A 14,725-nucleotide genomic window follows, 5' to 3' on the forward strand; every position below is an offset into this window, starting at 1 on the left:
GGTGACTGACCTCCCGTCCCGTCCCGTCCGGGCGAACCGGCTTTCGGCGTCGCCGCCCGTTGCGACAATCACCGGGCTATTTGTAGGTGAACGGTATCTGCCGGTACGGGTGAGTCCGCATCTTACGCGTTGAGTTCACGACGGCTCCGACCGGCGTCATGTCGAAGATAGATCGTCGCCTGCGAGACGCCCGGAGCATCGAGTTGGACAACGCGTTTTACGTCGAGGACGGGACGTGGATCGAGTCGCTCACCGTCGCCTCGAACGGCCCCTTCGACGTGGAGTCGCTCCTCGCCGACATCTCGGGAGTGACCGTCTTCTACGACGAGGAGATACCGACCGCCTCGACCGACGTGCAGATACGCCGAGTGACGATTCTCGCCAACGAGTCGTACCCGTTCATCCTCGGACTGGTGCTCAGACAGGAGACGATTCCGAACCGCATCGTCCTCCAAGACGGCGTCTTCGAAGTCGTCGCCACCGCGCAGGACTGGGACCACTTCCGGGAACTCGCCGACGAGATTCAGGAGACGCTCGGCGAGTTCGAACTCCGCTCCGTGACGCAGGACGAGACCCCCGGTGAACCGCTCGACAGCGGGCGGTTAAAGGAGGTGTTAATCTCCAAGCTGACCGACGACCAACTCGCGGTTCTGGAGACGGCATTCAACCACGGCTACTTCCACATCCCGCGGGAGACGTCGGAGACCGAACTCGCGGACGAACTGGGCATCGCTCAGTCAACGCTGAGCGAACGACTCCGGACCGCGGAACGAAACCTGCTCGAACTCATCTACGGTCCGCGACAGGAGTAGCGCCGCACCCGCTGGAGAATGTTGCCGCATCTCGACGACCGAGTATATAAAGAACGATAGATATCGGGACGTATCGGGAACAGCACCATGGAAGATACTCCATAACAGGCTGTCGCAATGTCGGAGAAAAATCGTGATAGTTCAGGTGTCGAACGCGGAACTGGCCTCACGCGACGCGACTACGTGGCGGCGACTGCGACCGCCTTCGGCGCGACCGGGCTCGCGGGGTGTACCGGTGGCGGCGGCAACGGGAGCGGCGGGAGCGACGGCGGGTCGAGTCTCACTCCCGATGTCCCCTCCGGGACCCCGGAGACGGTCGAGACGAAGTACTGGCGCGAGTGGGAGACCATCGACGCCGACGAACCGCCGCTCGATTACAGCGCGACAGCCGGTGCGGCGTTGGATCCCGTCCCGCTCGAATTTTCGAGCGAGGACGACCCGTGGATGCGGGAGCACGCGCTCATGGTCCAACGCGGGCTGGACGCGCTCGGCGTTCCGACGCAGCTCAACGACCGACCGCTGAACCAGCTGTACGCACAGAGCTGGGACACGAAGGGGCTCGAAGCCATCCTCTCGATGAGCACCCACGGTCCGGACCCACAGCGCGGGCTGGACCTGAACCCGCTTTTGATGCGGCGGAGCGAGACGAGCCTCTCGAACTACGACAACTACTACCACCCCGACCTACAGGAGGTGCTGACGGAACAGAGCCGGACGACCGACCGCACCGAGCGCGAGGAACTCGTCGCCGAGGCCCAGCGCATCTTCAGCGAGGACGTGGGCGCGCTCATCACGCTGTTCCCCGACGTCATCACCGCGGTCAACACCGACCGCTGGAGCGGTTACGTCCAGACGCCGGGCAACGGGCCGACGAAGGACTCGTTCGTCTGGTCGGAGGTGAACCTCCAACCCCAGACCGACGACCGGACCTACATCAAGGGCGTGACCACCTCGATGAACTCGCTGAACCTCCCGTGGGCCGCCGGGGGCGCGGAGGCGAAGCGACTGACGTTCATCTACGACGGCCTCTTCGACGCCACGCCGGACCTCGAAGTCGTCCCCGCGCTGGCGACCGGCGGCGGGTTCGTCGACGACACCACCGTCGAACTCACCCTCCGCGAGGGCGTCGAGTGGCACGACGGCGAGCCGTTCACCGCGGAGGACGTGAAGTTCACCGTCGAACTGTACAAGGAACACTCCTCGACCAGTCAGACGCCGTTCTACGAGCCGGTCGAGTCGGTCGAGGTGCTCGGCGACCACGAGGTTCGGTTCAATCTGAAGGGCCCCGACGCGGCGTTCATGACCCAGCGCGTCGTTCGCAGCGTCATCATTCCCAAGCACAAGTGGGAGGACGTGGAGAACCCGTCCCAGCACAACCCCGAGTCGCCCGTCGGCACGGGGCCGTTCACGTACGAGAACTGGGAGCAGGGGACCCGCTTCGAGGTGTCGAAAAACGAGGGCCACTGGATGTTCGACGACGGCTGGCGGGCCGACGTGCTCGGCGACCAAGCCACGACCGGCGAGGGCGTCGACCGCGTCATCTGGATCAACGTCGGCAACATCGACTCCATGATCGGCTCGCTGCAGGGCGGCGAAATCGACGCCATCGGCACGACGCTCTCGAACTCGCAGGCCGACCGCGCCGCGAGCACCGCCGGCGTCGAGAAGATGACCTCGGGCAACTTCGCGCCCCTCGACACGAAGCTAATGTTCTCCTGTCCGCTCGTTCGAGACAAGGAGTTCCGCGTCGCCCTCGTCAAGTCGATAGACACCGAGGGCTTCGCCGCCGACGTGCTGCAGGACCGCGCGACCGTCCCGAACGGGGAGAACCCGATTTCGGACCTCACGCCGTGGCACACGTCGGACACCACCCACTACGAGTTCGATATCGACGGAGCGAAATCGAACCTCGAACGGGCCGGCTACACGTGGGACGACGACGGAAATCTCCGGTTCCCCAACGGGGACGCGTGGGCCGCCTTCGTCGAGCGCATCCAGCCCGGAAACCTGCACAAGCGCCGCGACGAACTCGGACAGGCGGACTTCTCGTGAGGTGACGAGCATGTCGAACACTACCCACTCGCGGCGTCGGGGGGGCCGACCATGAGCGAGTTCCAGCGCTTCCTCGCAAAGCGGCTCGCCATCTCTATCGGGCTCACCCTCGTGGCCGTCTCGGTCATCTTCTTCGTCCTGCGCCTGCTCCCCGGCAGCCCGTTCGAGTCGCTCGTCACCGCGGGCAATCTGAGCCAGCAGCAGATCACCGAGATTCGGGCGATGTACGGCCTCGACCAGCCGATGTGGCGGCAGTACCTCAGCTACCTGCAGAGCATCCTGCTGTTCCAGTTCGGCTACTCCATCCTCCGGAGCCAGCCCGTCTGGGAGGTGTTGGCCCCGCGGCTCGTCAACACGCTCATCCTGCTCGTCCCCGCGTTAGTGACGACGGCGGTCCTGAGTTCCCTGCTCGGGATGTACGTCGGCTGGAACCGCGGGAGCAAACTGGAGAAGCTCAGCATCGTCGCCACGACGTTCCTCCGGTCGACGCCGGTGTTCATCACGGGCATCCTGTTCGTCATCATCTTCGCGTACAACCTCGAACTGGTGCCCGCCTTCGGGATGCGCTCTATCAGCGCCTCGCCGGAGGGCTACGTCGAGCGGTTCGCGTCGCTCGACTTCCTGCACCACTACATCCTGCCGTTTACCGTGTCCGTGCTGTATTACAGCGGCGATTTCCTGCTTTTGGCGCGCAACGGCGTCGTCGAAAAGCGGGGCTCCGAGTTCCTCAAGCTCCACCGCGCCAAGGGGCTCTCGGAGATGCAGCAGCTCGCGCGGGCGGGTCGGAACTCCATGCTGCCGATTCTGACCTACTTCGCGCTGCGTCTCGGGATGATATTCCAGGGACTCATCCTGCTCGAAGTCGTCTTCGGCTGGCCCGGCATCGGCCGCGAACTCGTGCTCGCCATCCAACAGCAGGACTACCCGCTGGTGCAGGCGGCCGTGTTCATCATGGCGCTCGCGGTCATCGTGGCGAACCTCGTCGCCGACGTGCTGTACGCCTACTTCGACCCGACCGTCTCGACCAGCGGAGGTGGTGCCGCGTGAGCACCGAGACGAAGCCCGAAGCCGAACTGAAAAAGCGCGTCGAGGGGGTCGCGGAGACGCTCCGCGACCAGTTCACGTTCCTGCGGCGCGACCGCCTCGCGTTCGCCGGCGTCGTCATCGTCGCGGCGTTCGTCTTCCTCGGCCTCCTCGGCCCCGCGCTCGCTCCGCACGACCCCATCGAGCACACCGTCCGCGACGACACGGGTTCGATGCTGCGGCTGTCCGAACCGACCGGTGCGGCCCCGTTCGGGACGACCGCCTACGGCAAGGACGTCCTGAGCCAGTTCCTCGCCGGCGCGCAACCGACGTTCATCGTCGGACTGTTCGGCGGCATCGGGACCGGCGTGCTCGGCTTCCTCGTGGGGCTCGTCAGCGGCTACTACGGCGGCTGGGTCGACGAGGTTCTCATGCGCCTCACGGACCTCACGTTCTCCCTGCCGTTCACGCCGATGGCGCTGTTGCTCCTGACGTTCGTGACGCCGAGCGTCTGGCTCATGACGGGCATCATCGTCGCGTTCCTCTGGAAGATGCCCGCGCGCGTCGTCCGCTCCGAGGTGCTCTCCGTCAGAGAGCGCACCTTCGTGAAGTCGGCGCGCGCCAGCGGCGCGAGCGACCTGCGGACGATGCTCTACCACGTCGCGCCGAACGTGCTCCCCATCGGCTTTCTCTACACGGCCTACGGCATCGCGTGGGCCATCGCCGCGCAGGCCAGCCTGGCGTTCCTCGGGTTCGGCGACCCGACCGTCACGAGCTGGGGCCGGATGCTCCGGCAGGTGTTCGAATCGGGCAACATGCGCGTCGCTTGGTGGTGGGTGCTCCCACCCGCACTCGGCATCGCGGCCATCACCACCTCGGTGTTCCTCATCGGCCGCGCCTACGAAGAAGTCATCAACCCGGAAATTCAGACCGAACAATGAGCCTCCTCGACATCACGGACCTCACGGTCACGTACTCGACCGACAGCGGAACCGTCCACGCCGTCAACGACGTGTCGTTCAGCATCGACGAGGGCGTCAACTACGGCCTCGCCGGCGAGTCCGGCTCGGGGAAATCGACGCTCGCCGAGGCGGTTCTCGGCCTCCTCCCGAGCAACGGCTCCGTCGAATCCGGCAGCATCGAATTCCAGGGCCGCGACCTGACCGGCCTCAGCGAGCGCGAGCGCCGCGACGTGCTCTGGGAGGACATCGCCTACATCCCCCAGAGCGCGATGGACTCGCTCGACCCGGTGATGTCCACCGGCGCGCAGATTCGACAGGCGATTCAGACCCATCGGAACGTCACCGACGACAAGGCGCGTTCGCGGGTCAGAGAACTGTTCGAAATCGTCGGGCTCGACCCCGACCGCATCGACGACTATCCCCACGAGTTCTCCGGCGGGATGCGCCAGCGCGTGACTATCGCCATGGCGCTCGCGCTCGAACCGGACCTCATCATCGCCGACGAGCCGACCACGGGTCTCGACGTCATCGTCCAAGACAAGATTATCGACAAGATTCTGGAGATACAGGACCGGATGGACAGTTCGCTGCTTCTCATCACCCACGAAATCGGCGTCATCGCCGAGACGTGCGACGAGCTGTCCATCCTCTACGGCGGGAAGGCGATGGAGCAGGGGAGCGTCGACAACGTCCTCGTCAACCCCACGAATCCGTACACGATGGGGCTGAAGAACTCCTTCCCCGAGATTGAGGAGGGCGACCAGGACCCCGTCTCGATTCCGGGGTCGCCGCCGAACCTGAGCGAGTCACCCAGCGCGTGCGTCTTCAAGGACAGGTGTCCGTTCGCGACCGAGGAATGCGAGGCGTCCCATCCGGACCTCGTCGACCTGCCGAACCGCAACCACCGCTCGGCGTGCCACCACGTCACCAAAGCCGCCCAGATGCGGCGCGACGCCACCGACCCGGAGACGTGGGGCATCCCCGACAGTCACGACGAATCGGACCGCGGCGAAGTGCTCCTCGAAACCGACGGCCTTGAGAAGTACTACGAGCAGAGCCAGCCGCTCTTGGAGAAACTCAGGGGCAACGACCCGAACTACGTCCGCGCCGTCGACGGCGTCTCCCTGCGGGTCCGGCGGTCAGAAATCCTCGGCGTCGCCGGCGAGTCCGGCTGTGGGAAGTCGACGCTCGGCGAGACCATCGCGCTTCTCAAACAGCCGACCGGCGGCGAGTTCGTCTTCGACGGCGAGTCCTACGAGCACTACGCCGACGGGAACATGCGCGAGTTCCGCCGGAAGGTGCAGATAATCTTCCAGGACCCCTTCGACTCGCTCAACCCGAGACAGACGGTTCGGCAGTTGGTCGGCGAACCGCTCACCATCCACGACTACCGGACCGACGAGCGCGAACGGGCCGTCGTCGAGACGCTGGAGAAAGTCGGGCTCACGCCCGCGCGGAAGTTCCTCGACCAGTACCCCCACCAGCTCTCTGGGGGTCAACGCCAGCGCGTCGCGGTGGCCAAAGCGCTCGTCCTCGACCCCGACTTCCTCATCTGCGACGAACCGGCGTCGATGCTCGACGTGTCGCTGAAGGTGAACCTGCTGAACCTCCTTCGAGAACTCGCGGACACGGAGGACATCGGTATCGTCTACATCTCTCACGACCTCGCCAGTCTGGTGCAGGTGTCGGACCGGCTCGCGATTATGTACCTCGGGCGGGTCATCGAGGAGGGCGACGTCGAGTCCGTCGCGGCCGAGCCGAAACACCCGTACACCACCTCGCTCCTCGCGGCCGCCCCCGAGAAGGACCCGACGGTCGACCGCGACCGCGTCCTGCTCGACGGCGAGCCTCCGAACCCGGTCGACCTCCCGCCGGGGTGCGTCTTCGCCCCGCGGTGCCCGAAGGCCGAAGACGAGTGCCGGGAGAGCGAACCCGGGCTCGACACCGTCCGAAGCGGCGACCACCGCGCCGCGTGCTACTTCCCGGACGGGGAGACCCCCGCCGCGGACGACCCCGCCGACGACCGCTCCGGCACATACGGGGACCCCGAGTTCTCGTCGCCGGCTAGTGGCGACTCGGCGAGCGACTGACGCCCTCCTTCGATTCCGCTCCCGTCGTCTCTTTGGCGACCTCCCGGTAGCGCCGCGTCTCGATTCGGATTCGAGGTCTGGACCGCTGCAGTAGTATTGTGGAAAATAAAAAATCCTATCAAAAACGAGATTGGAAAGTCTCCAATATATCGGCTAAATTAATTTGTTTTGGCTGTTTAAAGCGACCACAACTGAATGAAAATGCATCACTATTGGGTATAGTTGATATTCCATCAGAAATATCCGACTATGGCCGGTAGGAATCAGTTTAAAAAGCAAAAACACCGAGCTATTTGTGTTTAATTGGGGCTTTTCCCTGATCTCCCTCGTATATAGTATTGTAGTTATTTTGGTTTTCTATCTCGGTTTGGGTTGCGGCCGTTCGAGGGCTCGCTTACGCCAACTCCGAGACGTCGAACACCGGCTTGCACGTCCCGCCCTCGATGAACGTCTCGAAGGCCTCGTCGGCTTCGAGCAGCGAAAACCGGGTGTCGACGAACGTCTCGCAGTCCACGTCGCCGTCGCGAATCAGGCGGAAAGAGCGCTCGAAGTCCTCGTACATGGAGGCGTACGAACACTGGAGGTCGATTTCGGCCCGGACGAGCGGGGAGTAGGGCATCGTGGTCTCGCCGGTCTGCCCGACGAGGACGATTTGACCGCCCTTGCGGACCTCCTCGACGGCCGTCGTGAGCCCCGAGGGGTGGCCGGTCGTGTCGAACACCACGTCGTAGCCGACGCCGCCGGTGTGGCGCTCGCGTCGCGCCTCGGTGTCGTCGTCGGCGACGTTGACCGTCTCGAACCCGAGTTCCTCGGCGAGCGGGAGCCGATACTCGGCGTCCTGTCCCACGCCGGAGACGACGACGGTCCCGCCCTGCGCGGCCGCGATTTGGGCCGTGAGGAGGCCGATTGGCCCCGGTCCCTCGACCAGTACGCGGTCGCCCGCGCCGACCCGCGAGTTCTCGATGACGGCGCGCGCGGCGATGCTCGTCGGCTCCGCGACCGCGGCGTGTCGCTGTTCCACGTCGTCGGGAATCGGGTGCAGGGCGCGTTCCGGGACGGCGATGAAGCGCTCGTACGCGCCGTCGTGGTCGACGCCGGTGATGACCGCGTCCTGGCAGACGTTCTCCTCGCCGATGCGACACTGGTAACACTCGCCGCAGCCCCGAATCGGCCGTTCGACCACGCGGTCGCCGACACCGAACTCAGTCACGCCGTCGCCGACTTCGACCACGCGCCCGGCGTACTCGTGGCCGATGACGGTCGGGAGCTCCATCCGCTCGAAGGCGGATTCGAACTCGTAGATACCCGCGTCACTCCCGCAGAGGCCGGCGTAGTCGACCTCTACGAGCACTTCTCCCGTCCCCGGCTCCGGTTTCTGTCGCTCGACGAACTCCATAGCGCCGGAGCTACGCTCCACTTTGGCAAGTCCTCGCATGAGAGCACATGTGGCACGGGTCGGTAAAAACGTATTGCATGCGGCACTCCCACCGCTCGTTCCGCAACTATCATGTCGGCACCGTGCGGACTGGAACCCATGGTCGCATATGAGCACACGCCAGTCTCCGTCAGCGACAAGCGCGTAGTCGTCGTCGGCGGGACAAGCGGCATCGGACAGGCAATCGCTCTCGGATTCGCGAGCGAGGGCGCGGACGTACTCGCAACCAGCCGACGCGAGTCGGCGGTCGACGAGACGGCCGACGCGATCGAGGACTTGGGGGCGAACGCGGTTCGAGAGACGTGCGACGTGACCGACCCGGCCTCGCTCGAACGCGTCCGCGAGCGCGCCGTCGAGGAGTTCGGGGGCATCGACGTGGTCGTCGCCTCACAGGGGGCGATTTCGCGCGAGTCGGTCCGTGATATCGACGACGACGCGTGGGACCACGTCACCGACATCGCGCTCGGGGGCGTCCGCCGGGTGACGCAGGAACTTGCCCCGGCCGTCGCCGACGGCGGGTCGATTATCAACATCTCCTCGTTGGCCGCGCGCCTCTCGATGGCGAACCTCCCCGCCTACTCGGCGGCGAAGGGCGGCGTCGAGGCGTTCACCCGCGCGTCCGCGAAGGAACTCGCGCCCGAGATACGCGTCAACGCCATCGCGCCGGGATTCGTCATCACGCCACAGAACGCCGACACCTACGCCGAGGGGACCGAAAAGCGCGAGCGAATCGACGAGCGAACGCCGCTCGGCCGGGTCGCGGAGCGAGAGGAAATCGTCGGTGCGGCGGTCTTCCTCGCGAGCGACGCGTCTTCGTTCGTGACGGGCGAAGTCGTCACCGTCGACGGCGGCTTCGCGGACAGCGCGTTCTGACCGGCTGTTCTCCTTTTGCGTCGCGGATTCGTCGCTCGTGACCGCGCGCGCCGCCTTCGGGTAGTCTCCGGCCTCTCCCCGCTCCCCGGCGGGCCGTCTCCGTTTGATTCCGGTCACCGCAGGACGATAATTCTGTAATAGGGAACGACACCGTCGAATTACACACTGCCTCGTCCGTGCCCGTTCGTCGCCGCGATGACTCGGTAATATCGCGTCCGTTTCCCGTCGTCAGCCGTTCTGGATTACAAGCGTACTCGTGTAATTCATGCGGTCCTCTCCGACCGTAGAATGCACCAGTCGCGCGATTTCTTGTTCGAATACGTCGAGATTCTGTTCTGTAATAGACAATATTCAGTTATCACTGTCTCTCGACTCGAAAGCCCCCGAATATCGACGCAGACGGTTCAAAGCGGCCGAACTGCCCCCTGTTCGAGACCCGTTTTCGGCAGTCCCTTCCCCAGTTCTCTGTGGCGGTCTGATACGCCCATCTCCGAGTTGTTCGGTCGACAGCTCCCTGCATCACACTCTGTTCTGTCTATGGGAACATTTGTGTCGGCCTTCAGCACGGTGGTCCCGAGTGCGCGTCGACCACGATGCCCCGGCCTGCCGGCGGTCGAGCGAGACGAGGACGACCACTACCCGCGCTCGTCAGGGGTTCGAGACCGAACCCGCCGCCGTTTCGTGTTTCTGTGTCTCACCCCTCGCACCCCGCTCGCGTCGGGACGTACTTTTTTAACAATCGCTGGTAATGGGGTTACTGAATGCACTACCACCAGCTAGCGGTGTCGGGAGAGCGACACCTCACGGTGAGTCGTGACTCCACGACGTACGACCTCACGAGCGCCGACCCGGACCTTCGGACGTTCGGAGACTTGGCTCGGGTGGCGAGTATCGCCCGGACTTCCATCGACCGACTCGCGGCCGAACTGACCGAGGACGCGGACGTGGTCGACGACGCGTTCGTCGACCGACACGCGACCGTCCCGGTCGACGCGGAGGAGGTTTGGGCCGCGGGCGTCACCTACCAAATCAGCGAACAGGCGCGCGAGGAGGAGAGTTCGATGCCGGACATGTACTTCGACGTGTACGACGCCGACCGGCCGGAGATCTTCTTCAAAGCGACACCGTCGCGAACGGTCGAACCGGGCGACGCCATCGGCGTCAGGGACGACTCAGAGTGGGACGTTCCCGAACCCGAACTCGGAATCGTCCTCCGCCGCGGCGAAATCGTCGGCTACACCGTCGGCAACGACGTGAGCAGTCGTTCCATCGAGGGCGAAAACCCGCTGTATCTGCCGCAGGCCAAGGTCTACGACCGCTGTTGCTCTATCGGTCCGTGCGTGGTCACGCCGGACGACGTCGACGACCCCCACGAGTTGGAGATGAGCATGACCATCGAACGCGACGGCGAGGTCGTCTACGACGACGCCACGAACACGAGCGAGATGGTCCGGAGCTGTGAGGAACTCGTGTCGTACTTCACGCGCCACAACACGGTCCCCGAACTGGCGGTCATCCTCACGGGCACGTCGCTCGTCCCGGAGCACCCGTTCGACCTGCAGGCGGGCGACCGCGTCGACATCACCGTCGAGGGCATCGGCACGCTCTCGAACTCCGTCACCACCGTATGAGTCCACGGCCGTCGACCTCGTCGAGGAGTTCACGCGCCGGGACTGGCGGGACGACGACGTGGCTGGCACCGACGGGGTCGCCGTGACCGGCCTCGGGTGGTGGACCCGCGACGAGGCGTCCGAGCTCTGAGAGACCGCGGTCGTCGTTAGCTCGAAGGCGAACCACGGTGCGACGGCGCATAGACCCGATTCGACGGGGTTTCTCCAGCAGTTTTATCACCGGAGTCGCCTGAATTCCTCCCATGAAATTCGGCATCGTCGGCACGGCGGGCATCGGCGTCAAATCGGTCATCCCGGCGGTTCAGGCCAGCGAACACGCGGCGGCCGCCATCGCGTCTCGCGACGAGGCGCGGGCGGCGCGGTCGCCGACGAACTCGGTATCCCCACCGGCGTACGGGAGTTACGAGGCGCTTCTGGCCGACGACTCACTCGACGCGGTCTACATTCCGCTCCCCAACAGCCTCCACGCCGACTGGGTTCGCGCGGCCGCCGACCGCGGCCTGCACGTCCTCTGCGAGAAGCCGCTGACCGCCAGCGCCGACGAGACGGCCGCCGTCTTCGACTACTGCGAGGACGCGGGCGTCACGCTGATGGAGGGGTTCATGTACCGGTTCCACCCGCGGACCGAGCGGGCCGCGGAACTCGTCGCCTCCGAGCTCGGCGAGGTCGTCTCGGTCACGTCGAACTTCTCGTTCCGGCTCCCCGACGGGGCCGAGAACATCCGCATCGACCCCGACCTCGCCGGCGGGAGCGTCATGGACGTGGGCTGTTACGCCGTCAGCGCGGCGCGGCTCTTCCTCGGGACGCCCGACCGGGTGTACGCGACCACGACCGACACGCGCGACTGCGGCGTCGACACGCGGATGTCGGGCGTCTTGGAGTACGACGACGGCGCGACCGCCCGCGTCGAGTCGTCGTTCGACACGCCCGAGACCCAGTACTACCGCGTCCAGACCACCGACGGCTGGCTGGAGGCGAAGACCGCGTTCAACATCGAACCGACGGCGTCTGCCGAACTCACCTACGCCACGGACGGCCGGGTCGTCACGGAGACGTTCGACCCGATAGACAACTACCGCAGCGAGGTCGAGGCGTTCGCCCGCGCCGTCGAGACCGGCGAGACGCCGCGAATCGACCGCGAGGAGTCCGTCGACCTCATGCGGACCATCGACGCGGTTTACGAGAGCGCCGACACCGGGCGCGCGGTTGACCTGGACTGACCGTCCGCGGCCGCTGTCCGCTCCGGCTCAGTCCAGCCGAACGTCAGAGCGAAACTCGGGGCGACCGGACGCCGCCACGTCGAGGCGGAACAGCGCACCCGCGTCCTCGTCCTCGTCTGCTCCGCCGTCCGGGTCGCCGCCGGCGGTCGTCACATAGAGCGAATCGAGGTCGGGTCCGCCGAACGCGACGCTCGTCACTTTCTCGGTCGGCACGTCGAATCGTTCGAGTTCGGTCCCGTCGGCGTCGTACTTGACCACACAGCCCCCCTCCCAGCGGGCGGACCAGATGTCGCCCGCCGAATCGACCGTCATACCGTCCGGTAATCCGGGCGTCGCCGGCGATTCGACGAACCGTTCACGGTCCGAGACGGCTCCCGTCTCTTCGTCGTAGGCGTACCGATAGATGGTGTGTGCCTCCGTTTCCGTGAAGTAGAATCGCTCGCGGTCGCGGGTGAAACCCATCCCGTTCGGGATGCCGACGCCGGTCTCGACCGTCGTCACCGTCCCGTCGGTGTCGAGACGGAACAGCCGCCCGTCCCCGGATTCCGCCGGCATCGTCCCGCAGAACACCCGCCCCGCGGGGTCGGCGATAACGTCGTTGAACCGAGTCGGCGAGTCGACGATTTCGGTCACTCCCGTGAGTTCGCCGTCGACGACGCGCCCGACGCGGCCGCGGTCCATGAACGCCAAGAGCGACCCGTCGCGCTGAATCGTCACGCCGGCAATGACCGACGTTTCGACGGGACAGTCGTGCGCTCCCGTCTCGGGGTCGTAGCGGTGCAACCGGCCACCTTCGATATCCACCCAGTACAGTCGCTTCTCTTCGGGGTGCCAGACCGGCCCCTCGCCGAGTCGGCACGACGTGTCGACCACTCGCGTGACGGTCATAGGCGTTCGTTCGGAACCGACCGCAAAATACGCTTCCCTCGATTGTTGGGGGTGCCGTCGCGCCCGCCCCCGTTCAGAAGTGCGATATCTTGTCTCGCCGGTAGAGGTCGAGCGACAGCACCGTGTTCGGCGACCGCTGGCGGACCGCGTAGGCGATGGCGTCGGCGACCTCTATCGCCTCCGTCACCGACCCCTCCTCGAACGACTCTTCGAGCGTCTCGCCGCTCTCGGAGCCGAACTCGGTCCGGACCTCGGTCGGGTTGACGCAGGTCACGCCGACGTTCTCCTCGCCGATGGACCCCTGCAGGCTCGACGCGAACCCGCGGACCCACCACTTCGTCGCGGCGTACACCGGGTTGTGGGGTCGGGGGTGGTTCCCGGACATGCTCCCGAGGAAGACGATATTGCCCTCCGACTCCACGAGGTGCGGAATCGCCTCTCTCGCCGTGTAGAACATCCCGTCGACGTTGACGCCGGTCATCAGCCGGTACTCCTCGTCGGTGAGTTCCGCGACCGGTTTGTCGACGCCGAGGCCGGCGTTGCAGACGACGATGTCGAGCGAGCCGAACCGCTCGACGGTCGCGTCGACGAGCGCCCGGACCGCGTCGGAGTCGGTCACGTCCGTCGGCACGACGCTCACGGCGGCGTCCGTCGTCTCGCGAATCTCCTCTGCGAGCGATTCCAGCCGTTCGGCTCGGCGGGCGGCGAGACACACGTCCGCGCCGTCCTCGGCGAGCACGCGCGCGGTCGCCGCGCCGATTCCCGAACTCGCACCCGTGACGAGTGCTGTGCGTCCGTCGAGCGGATCGTCCATGGCGGTTGGTCGGTCGACCATACGCCGTGATTAGCTCCCTGCCGCATACGTGTTTCCCCGCGACAACGTCGCGCCGAACGCCGAGACTCGTCGAACGCCGTCTGCGGACCGCGACGCGAGCCGGAGCCCGCCTGCGAGGGGGTGTCGCGGCCGACGACAGTTCCCGCGCGGGCTTCGCTCGGTTCTCGACCGCGCTCCCACGCTCGACCGACGCAGTTCCGCCCGCAATTCTTGCGAAAGACGTTCGCTCGACCCTGTGGAGCTGTTACATAACCATCATTCATTCACAACCTATATATGCGGGTAGCTAACATGGGTATAACATGGCTGAGAACGACAGTAGCGATAAAAGTGTGAACCGTCGAAAGTATCTCACTGTCCTGTCCGCGGGTGTCGCAACCGGCATCGCTGGATGTACCGGCGGTGGCGGCTCCGAGACGGATGGAACCGAAAGCGGAAGCGAAAGTGGAAGCGGTTCTGACGGTACCTCCGACACCGAGACCGGCGGGAGCAGTTCGGGCGGCACGTGGGACTCGCAACTCGAAGTGCTCCACGGTTGGGCCGGCGGCGACGGCGAGGCGGCGGTCACCGCGCTCATCGAGGCGTTCGAGGAGGAGTATCCAGAGATGGATACGAACTTCCAAGCGGTCGGCGCGAGCGCGAACGTGAACCTCAACGCGACGATTCTCCGACGACTGGCGAACAACAACCCGATGAGTTCGTTCGCCAACTGGCCGGGGAAGAACCTCGAACGGTACTCGGGCGCGCTGATGGACCTCGAAGCCGACGTGTGGGACGCCGAAGGATTCAAAGACACCATGCAGTCCCGCGCGGTCGAACTGTGTAAGTTCAACGACAAGATGCCGGCGGTCCCGATCGGCTCCCACCGGATGAACAACCTGTTTTACAACACCGCCGTGTTCGA

General features: G+C 65.4%; 12 protein-coding genes and 1 pseudogene. 9 read left to right on the top strand and 4 right to left on the bottom strand.

The features are described 5' to 3' along the window. Positions 1 to 158 precede the first annotated feature (158 nt). The 5 genes from ATB1_RS03100 to ATB1_RS03120 all read left to right on the top strand — a co-directional run bounded on the left by ATB1_RS03100 (position 159) and on the right by ATB1_RS03120 (position 6,939). Positions 159 to 812 (top strand): helix-turn-helix domain-containing protein, encoded by a 654-nt coding sequence (locus ATB1_RS03100; RefSeq protein WP_042662223.1) that lies wholly within the window; start codon positions 159 to 161, stop codon positions 810 to 812. A 183-nt stretch (positions 813 to 995) separates the two neighbouring features. Next, the gene (locus ATB1_RS03105) at positions 996 to 2,864 is read left to right on the top strand and encodes an ABC transporter substrate-binding protein (protein ID WP_082256248.1); all 1,869 of its coding nucleotides are present in this window, start codon (positions 996 to 998) and stop codon (positions 2,862 to 2,864) included. A 51-nt stretch (positions 2,865 to 2,915) separates the two neighbouring features. Continuing rightward, a complete protein-coding gene (locus tag ATB1_RS03110) occupies positions 2,916 to 3,911 on the top strand; it encodes an ABC transporter permease (RefSeq protein WP_042662225.1) in 996 nt (331 codons plus the stop codon). Further along, positions 3,908 to 4,828, top strand: coding sequence for an ABC transporter permease (locus ATB1_RS03115; protein ID WP_042662226.1), 921 nt, complete (start codon positions 3,908 to 3,910; stop codon positions 4,826 to 4,828). Before ATB1_RS03110 ends, ATB1_RS03115 begins: the two co-directional genes overlap by 4 nt. Beyond that, a complete protein-coding gene (locus ATB1_RS03120) occupies positions 4,825 to 6,939 on the top strand; it encodes an ABC transporter ATP-binding protein (RefSeq protein ID WP_042662227.1) in 2,115 nt (704 codons plus the stop codon). The genes ATB1_RS03115 and ATB1_RS03120 overlap by 4 nt, the downstream gene beginning before the upstream one ends. Before the next feature lie 394 nt (positions 6,940 to 7,333). Here the strand turns inward: ATB1_RS03120 and ATB1_RS03125 are convergent, their stop codons facing one another. Continuing rightward, on the bottom strand, positions 7,334 to 8,374 hold the full coding sequence (locus ATB1_RS03125; RefSeq protein ID WP_042662228.1) for a zinc-binding dehydrogenase: 1,041 nt from the start codon (positions 8,372 to 8,374) through the stop codon (positions 7,334 to 7,336). 99 nt (positions 8,375 to 8,473) lie between these two features. On the opposite strand from ATB1_RS03125, the gene ATB1_RS03130 reads away from it, so the two are divergent. Then, positions 8,474 to 9,247: an SDR family NAD(P)-dependent oxidoreductase gene (locus ATB1_RS03130; RefSeq protein ID WP_042662229.1), complete on the top strand. Its 774-nt coding sequence runs from the start codon at positions 8,474 to 8,476 to the stop codon at positions 9,245 to 9,247. Positions 9,248 to 10,008: 761 nt separating this feature from the next. Next, on the top strand, positions 10,009 to 10,878 hold the full coding sequence (locus ATB1_RS03135; RefSeq protein ID WP_042662230.1) for a fumarylacetoacetate hydrolase family protein: 870 nt from the start codon (positions 10,009 to 10,011) through the stop codon (positions 10,876 to 10,878). Here the strand turns inward: ATB1_RS03135 and ATB1_RS22250 are convergent. Next, a complete protein-coding gene (locus tag ATB1_RS22250; RefSeq protein ID WP_042662231.1) occupies positions 10,865 to 11,059 on the bottom strand; it encodes a hypothetical protein in 195 nt (64 codons plus the stop codon). The two genes, ATB1_RS03135 and ATB1_RS22250, sit on opposite strands and share 14 nt — an antisense overlap. 61 nt (positions 11,060 to 11,120) lie before the next feature. Between ATB1_RS22250 and ATB1_RS03145 the strand changes: the two genes are divergently transcribed. Further along, entirely contained in the window at positions 11,121 to 12,098 is a 978-nt protein-coding gene (locus ATB1_RS03145; protein ID WP_042662232.1) for a D-xylose 1-dehydrogenase, read from the top strand. Between the two features lie 27 nt (positions 12,099 to 12,125). Here ATB1_RS03145 and xacC read toward each other — a convergent pair whose 3' ends face one another. Together xacC and ATB1_RS03155 are read right to left on the bottom strand one after the other, a co-directional pair. Then, positions 12,126 to 12,986, bottom strand: a complete 861-nt coding sequence (xacC, locus tag ATB1_RS03150) for a pentonolactonase XacC (RefSeq protein ID WP_042662233.1) — start codon at positions 12,984 to 12,986, stop codon at positions 12,126 to 12,128. Between the two features lie 73 nt (positions 12,987 to 13,059). Continuing rightward, positions 13,060 to 13,800, bottom strand: a complete 741-nt coding sequence (locus ATB1_RS03155) for an SDR family oxidoreductase (protein ID WP_042662235.1) — start codon at positions 13,798 to 13,800, stop codon at positions 13,060 to 13,062. A gap of 353 nt (positions 13,801 to 14,153) precedes the next feature. Between ATB1_RS03155 and ATB1_RS03160 the strand changes: the two are divergent. After that, a pseudogene (locus tag ATB1_RS03160) lies at positions 14,154 to 14,725 on the top strand (carbohydrate ABC transporter substrate-binding protein); the annotation flags it as partial.

This window comes from Haloferax sp. ATB1 (assembly GCF_000730175.1).

What these genes read in the sequence shown, in the direction of transcription:
- ATB1_RS03125 (WP_042662228.1), bottom strand. Translation starts at nt 8,374, where the DNA reads ATGCGAGGACTTGCCAAAGTGGAGCGTAGCTCCGGCGCTATGGAGTTC.
- ATB1_RS03100 (WP_042662223.1), top strand. Translation starts at nt 159, where the DNA reads ATGTCGAAGATAGATCGTCGCCTGCGAGACGCCCGGAGCATCGAGTTG.
- ATB1_RS03145 (WP_042662232.1), top strand. Translation starts at nt 11,121, where the DNA reads ATGAAATTCGGCATCGTCGGCACGGCGGGCATCGGCGTCAAATCGGTC.
- xacC (WP_042662233.1), bottom strand. Translation starts at nt 12,986, where the DNA reads ATGACCGTCACGCGAGTGGTCGACACGTCGTGCCGACTCGGCGAGGGG.
- ATB1_RS03135 (WP_042662230.1), top strand. Translation starts at nt 10,009, where the DNA reads ATGCACTACCACCAGCTAGCGGTGTCGGGAGAGCGACACCTCACGGTG.
- ATB1_RS03110 (WP_042662225.1), top strand. Translation starts at nt 2,916, where the DNA reads ATGAGCGAGTTCCAGCGCTTCCTCGCAAAGCGGCTCGCCATCTCTATC.
- ATB1_RS03130 (WP_042662229.1), top strand. Translation starts at nt 8,474, where the DNA reads ATGGTCGCATATGAGCACACGCCAGTCTCCGTCAGCGACAAGCGCGTA.
- ATB1_RS03120 (WP_042662227.1), top strand. Translation starts at nt 4,825, where the DNA reads ATGAGCCTCCTCGACATCACGGACCTCACGGTCACGTACTCGACCGAC.
- ATB1_RS03155 (WP_042662235.1), bottom strand. Translation starts at nt 13,800, where the DNA reads ATGGACGATCCGCTCGACGGACGCACAGCACTCGTCACGGGTGCGAGT.
- ATB1_RS22250 (WP_042662231.1), bottom strand. Translation starts at nt 11,059, where the DNA reads ATGCGCCGTCGCACCGTGGTTCGCCTTCGAGCTAACGACGACCGCGGT.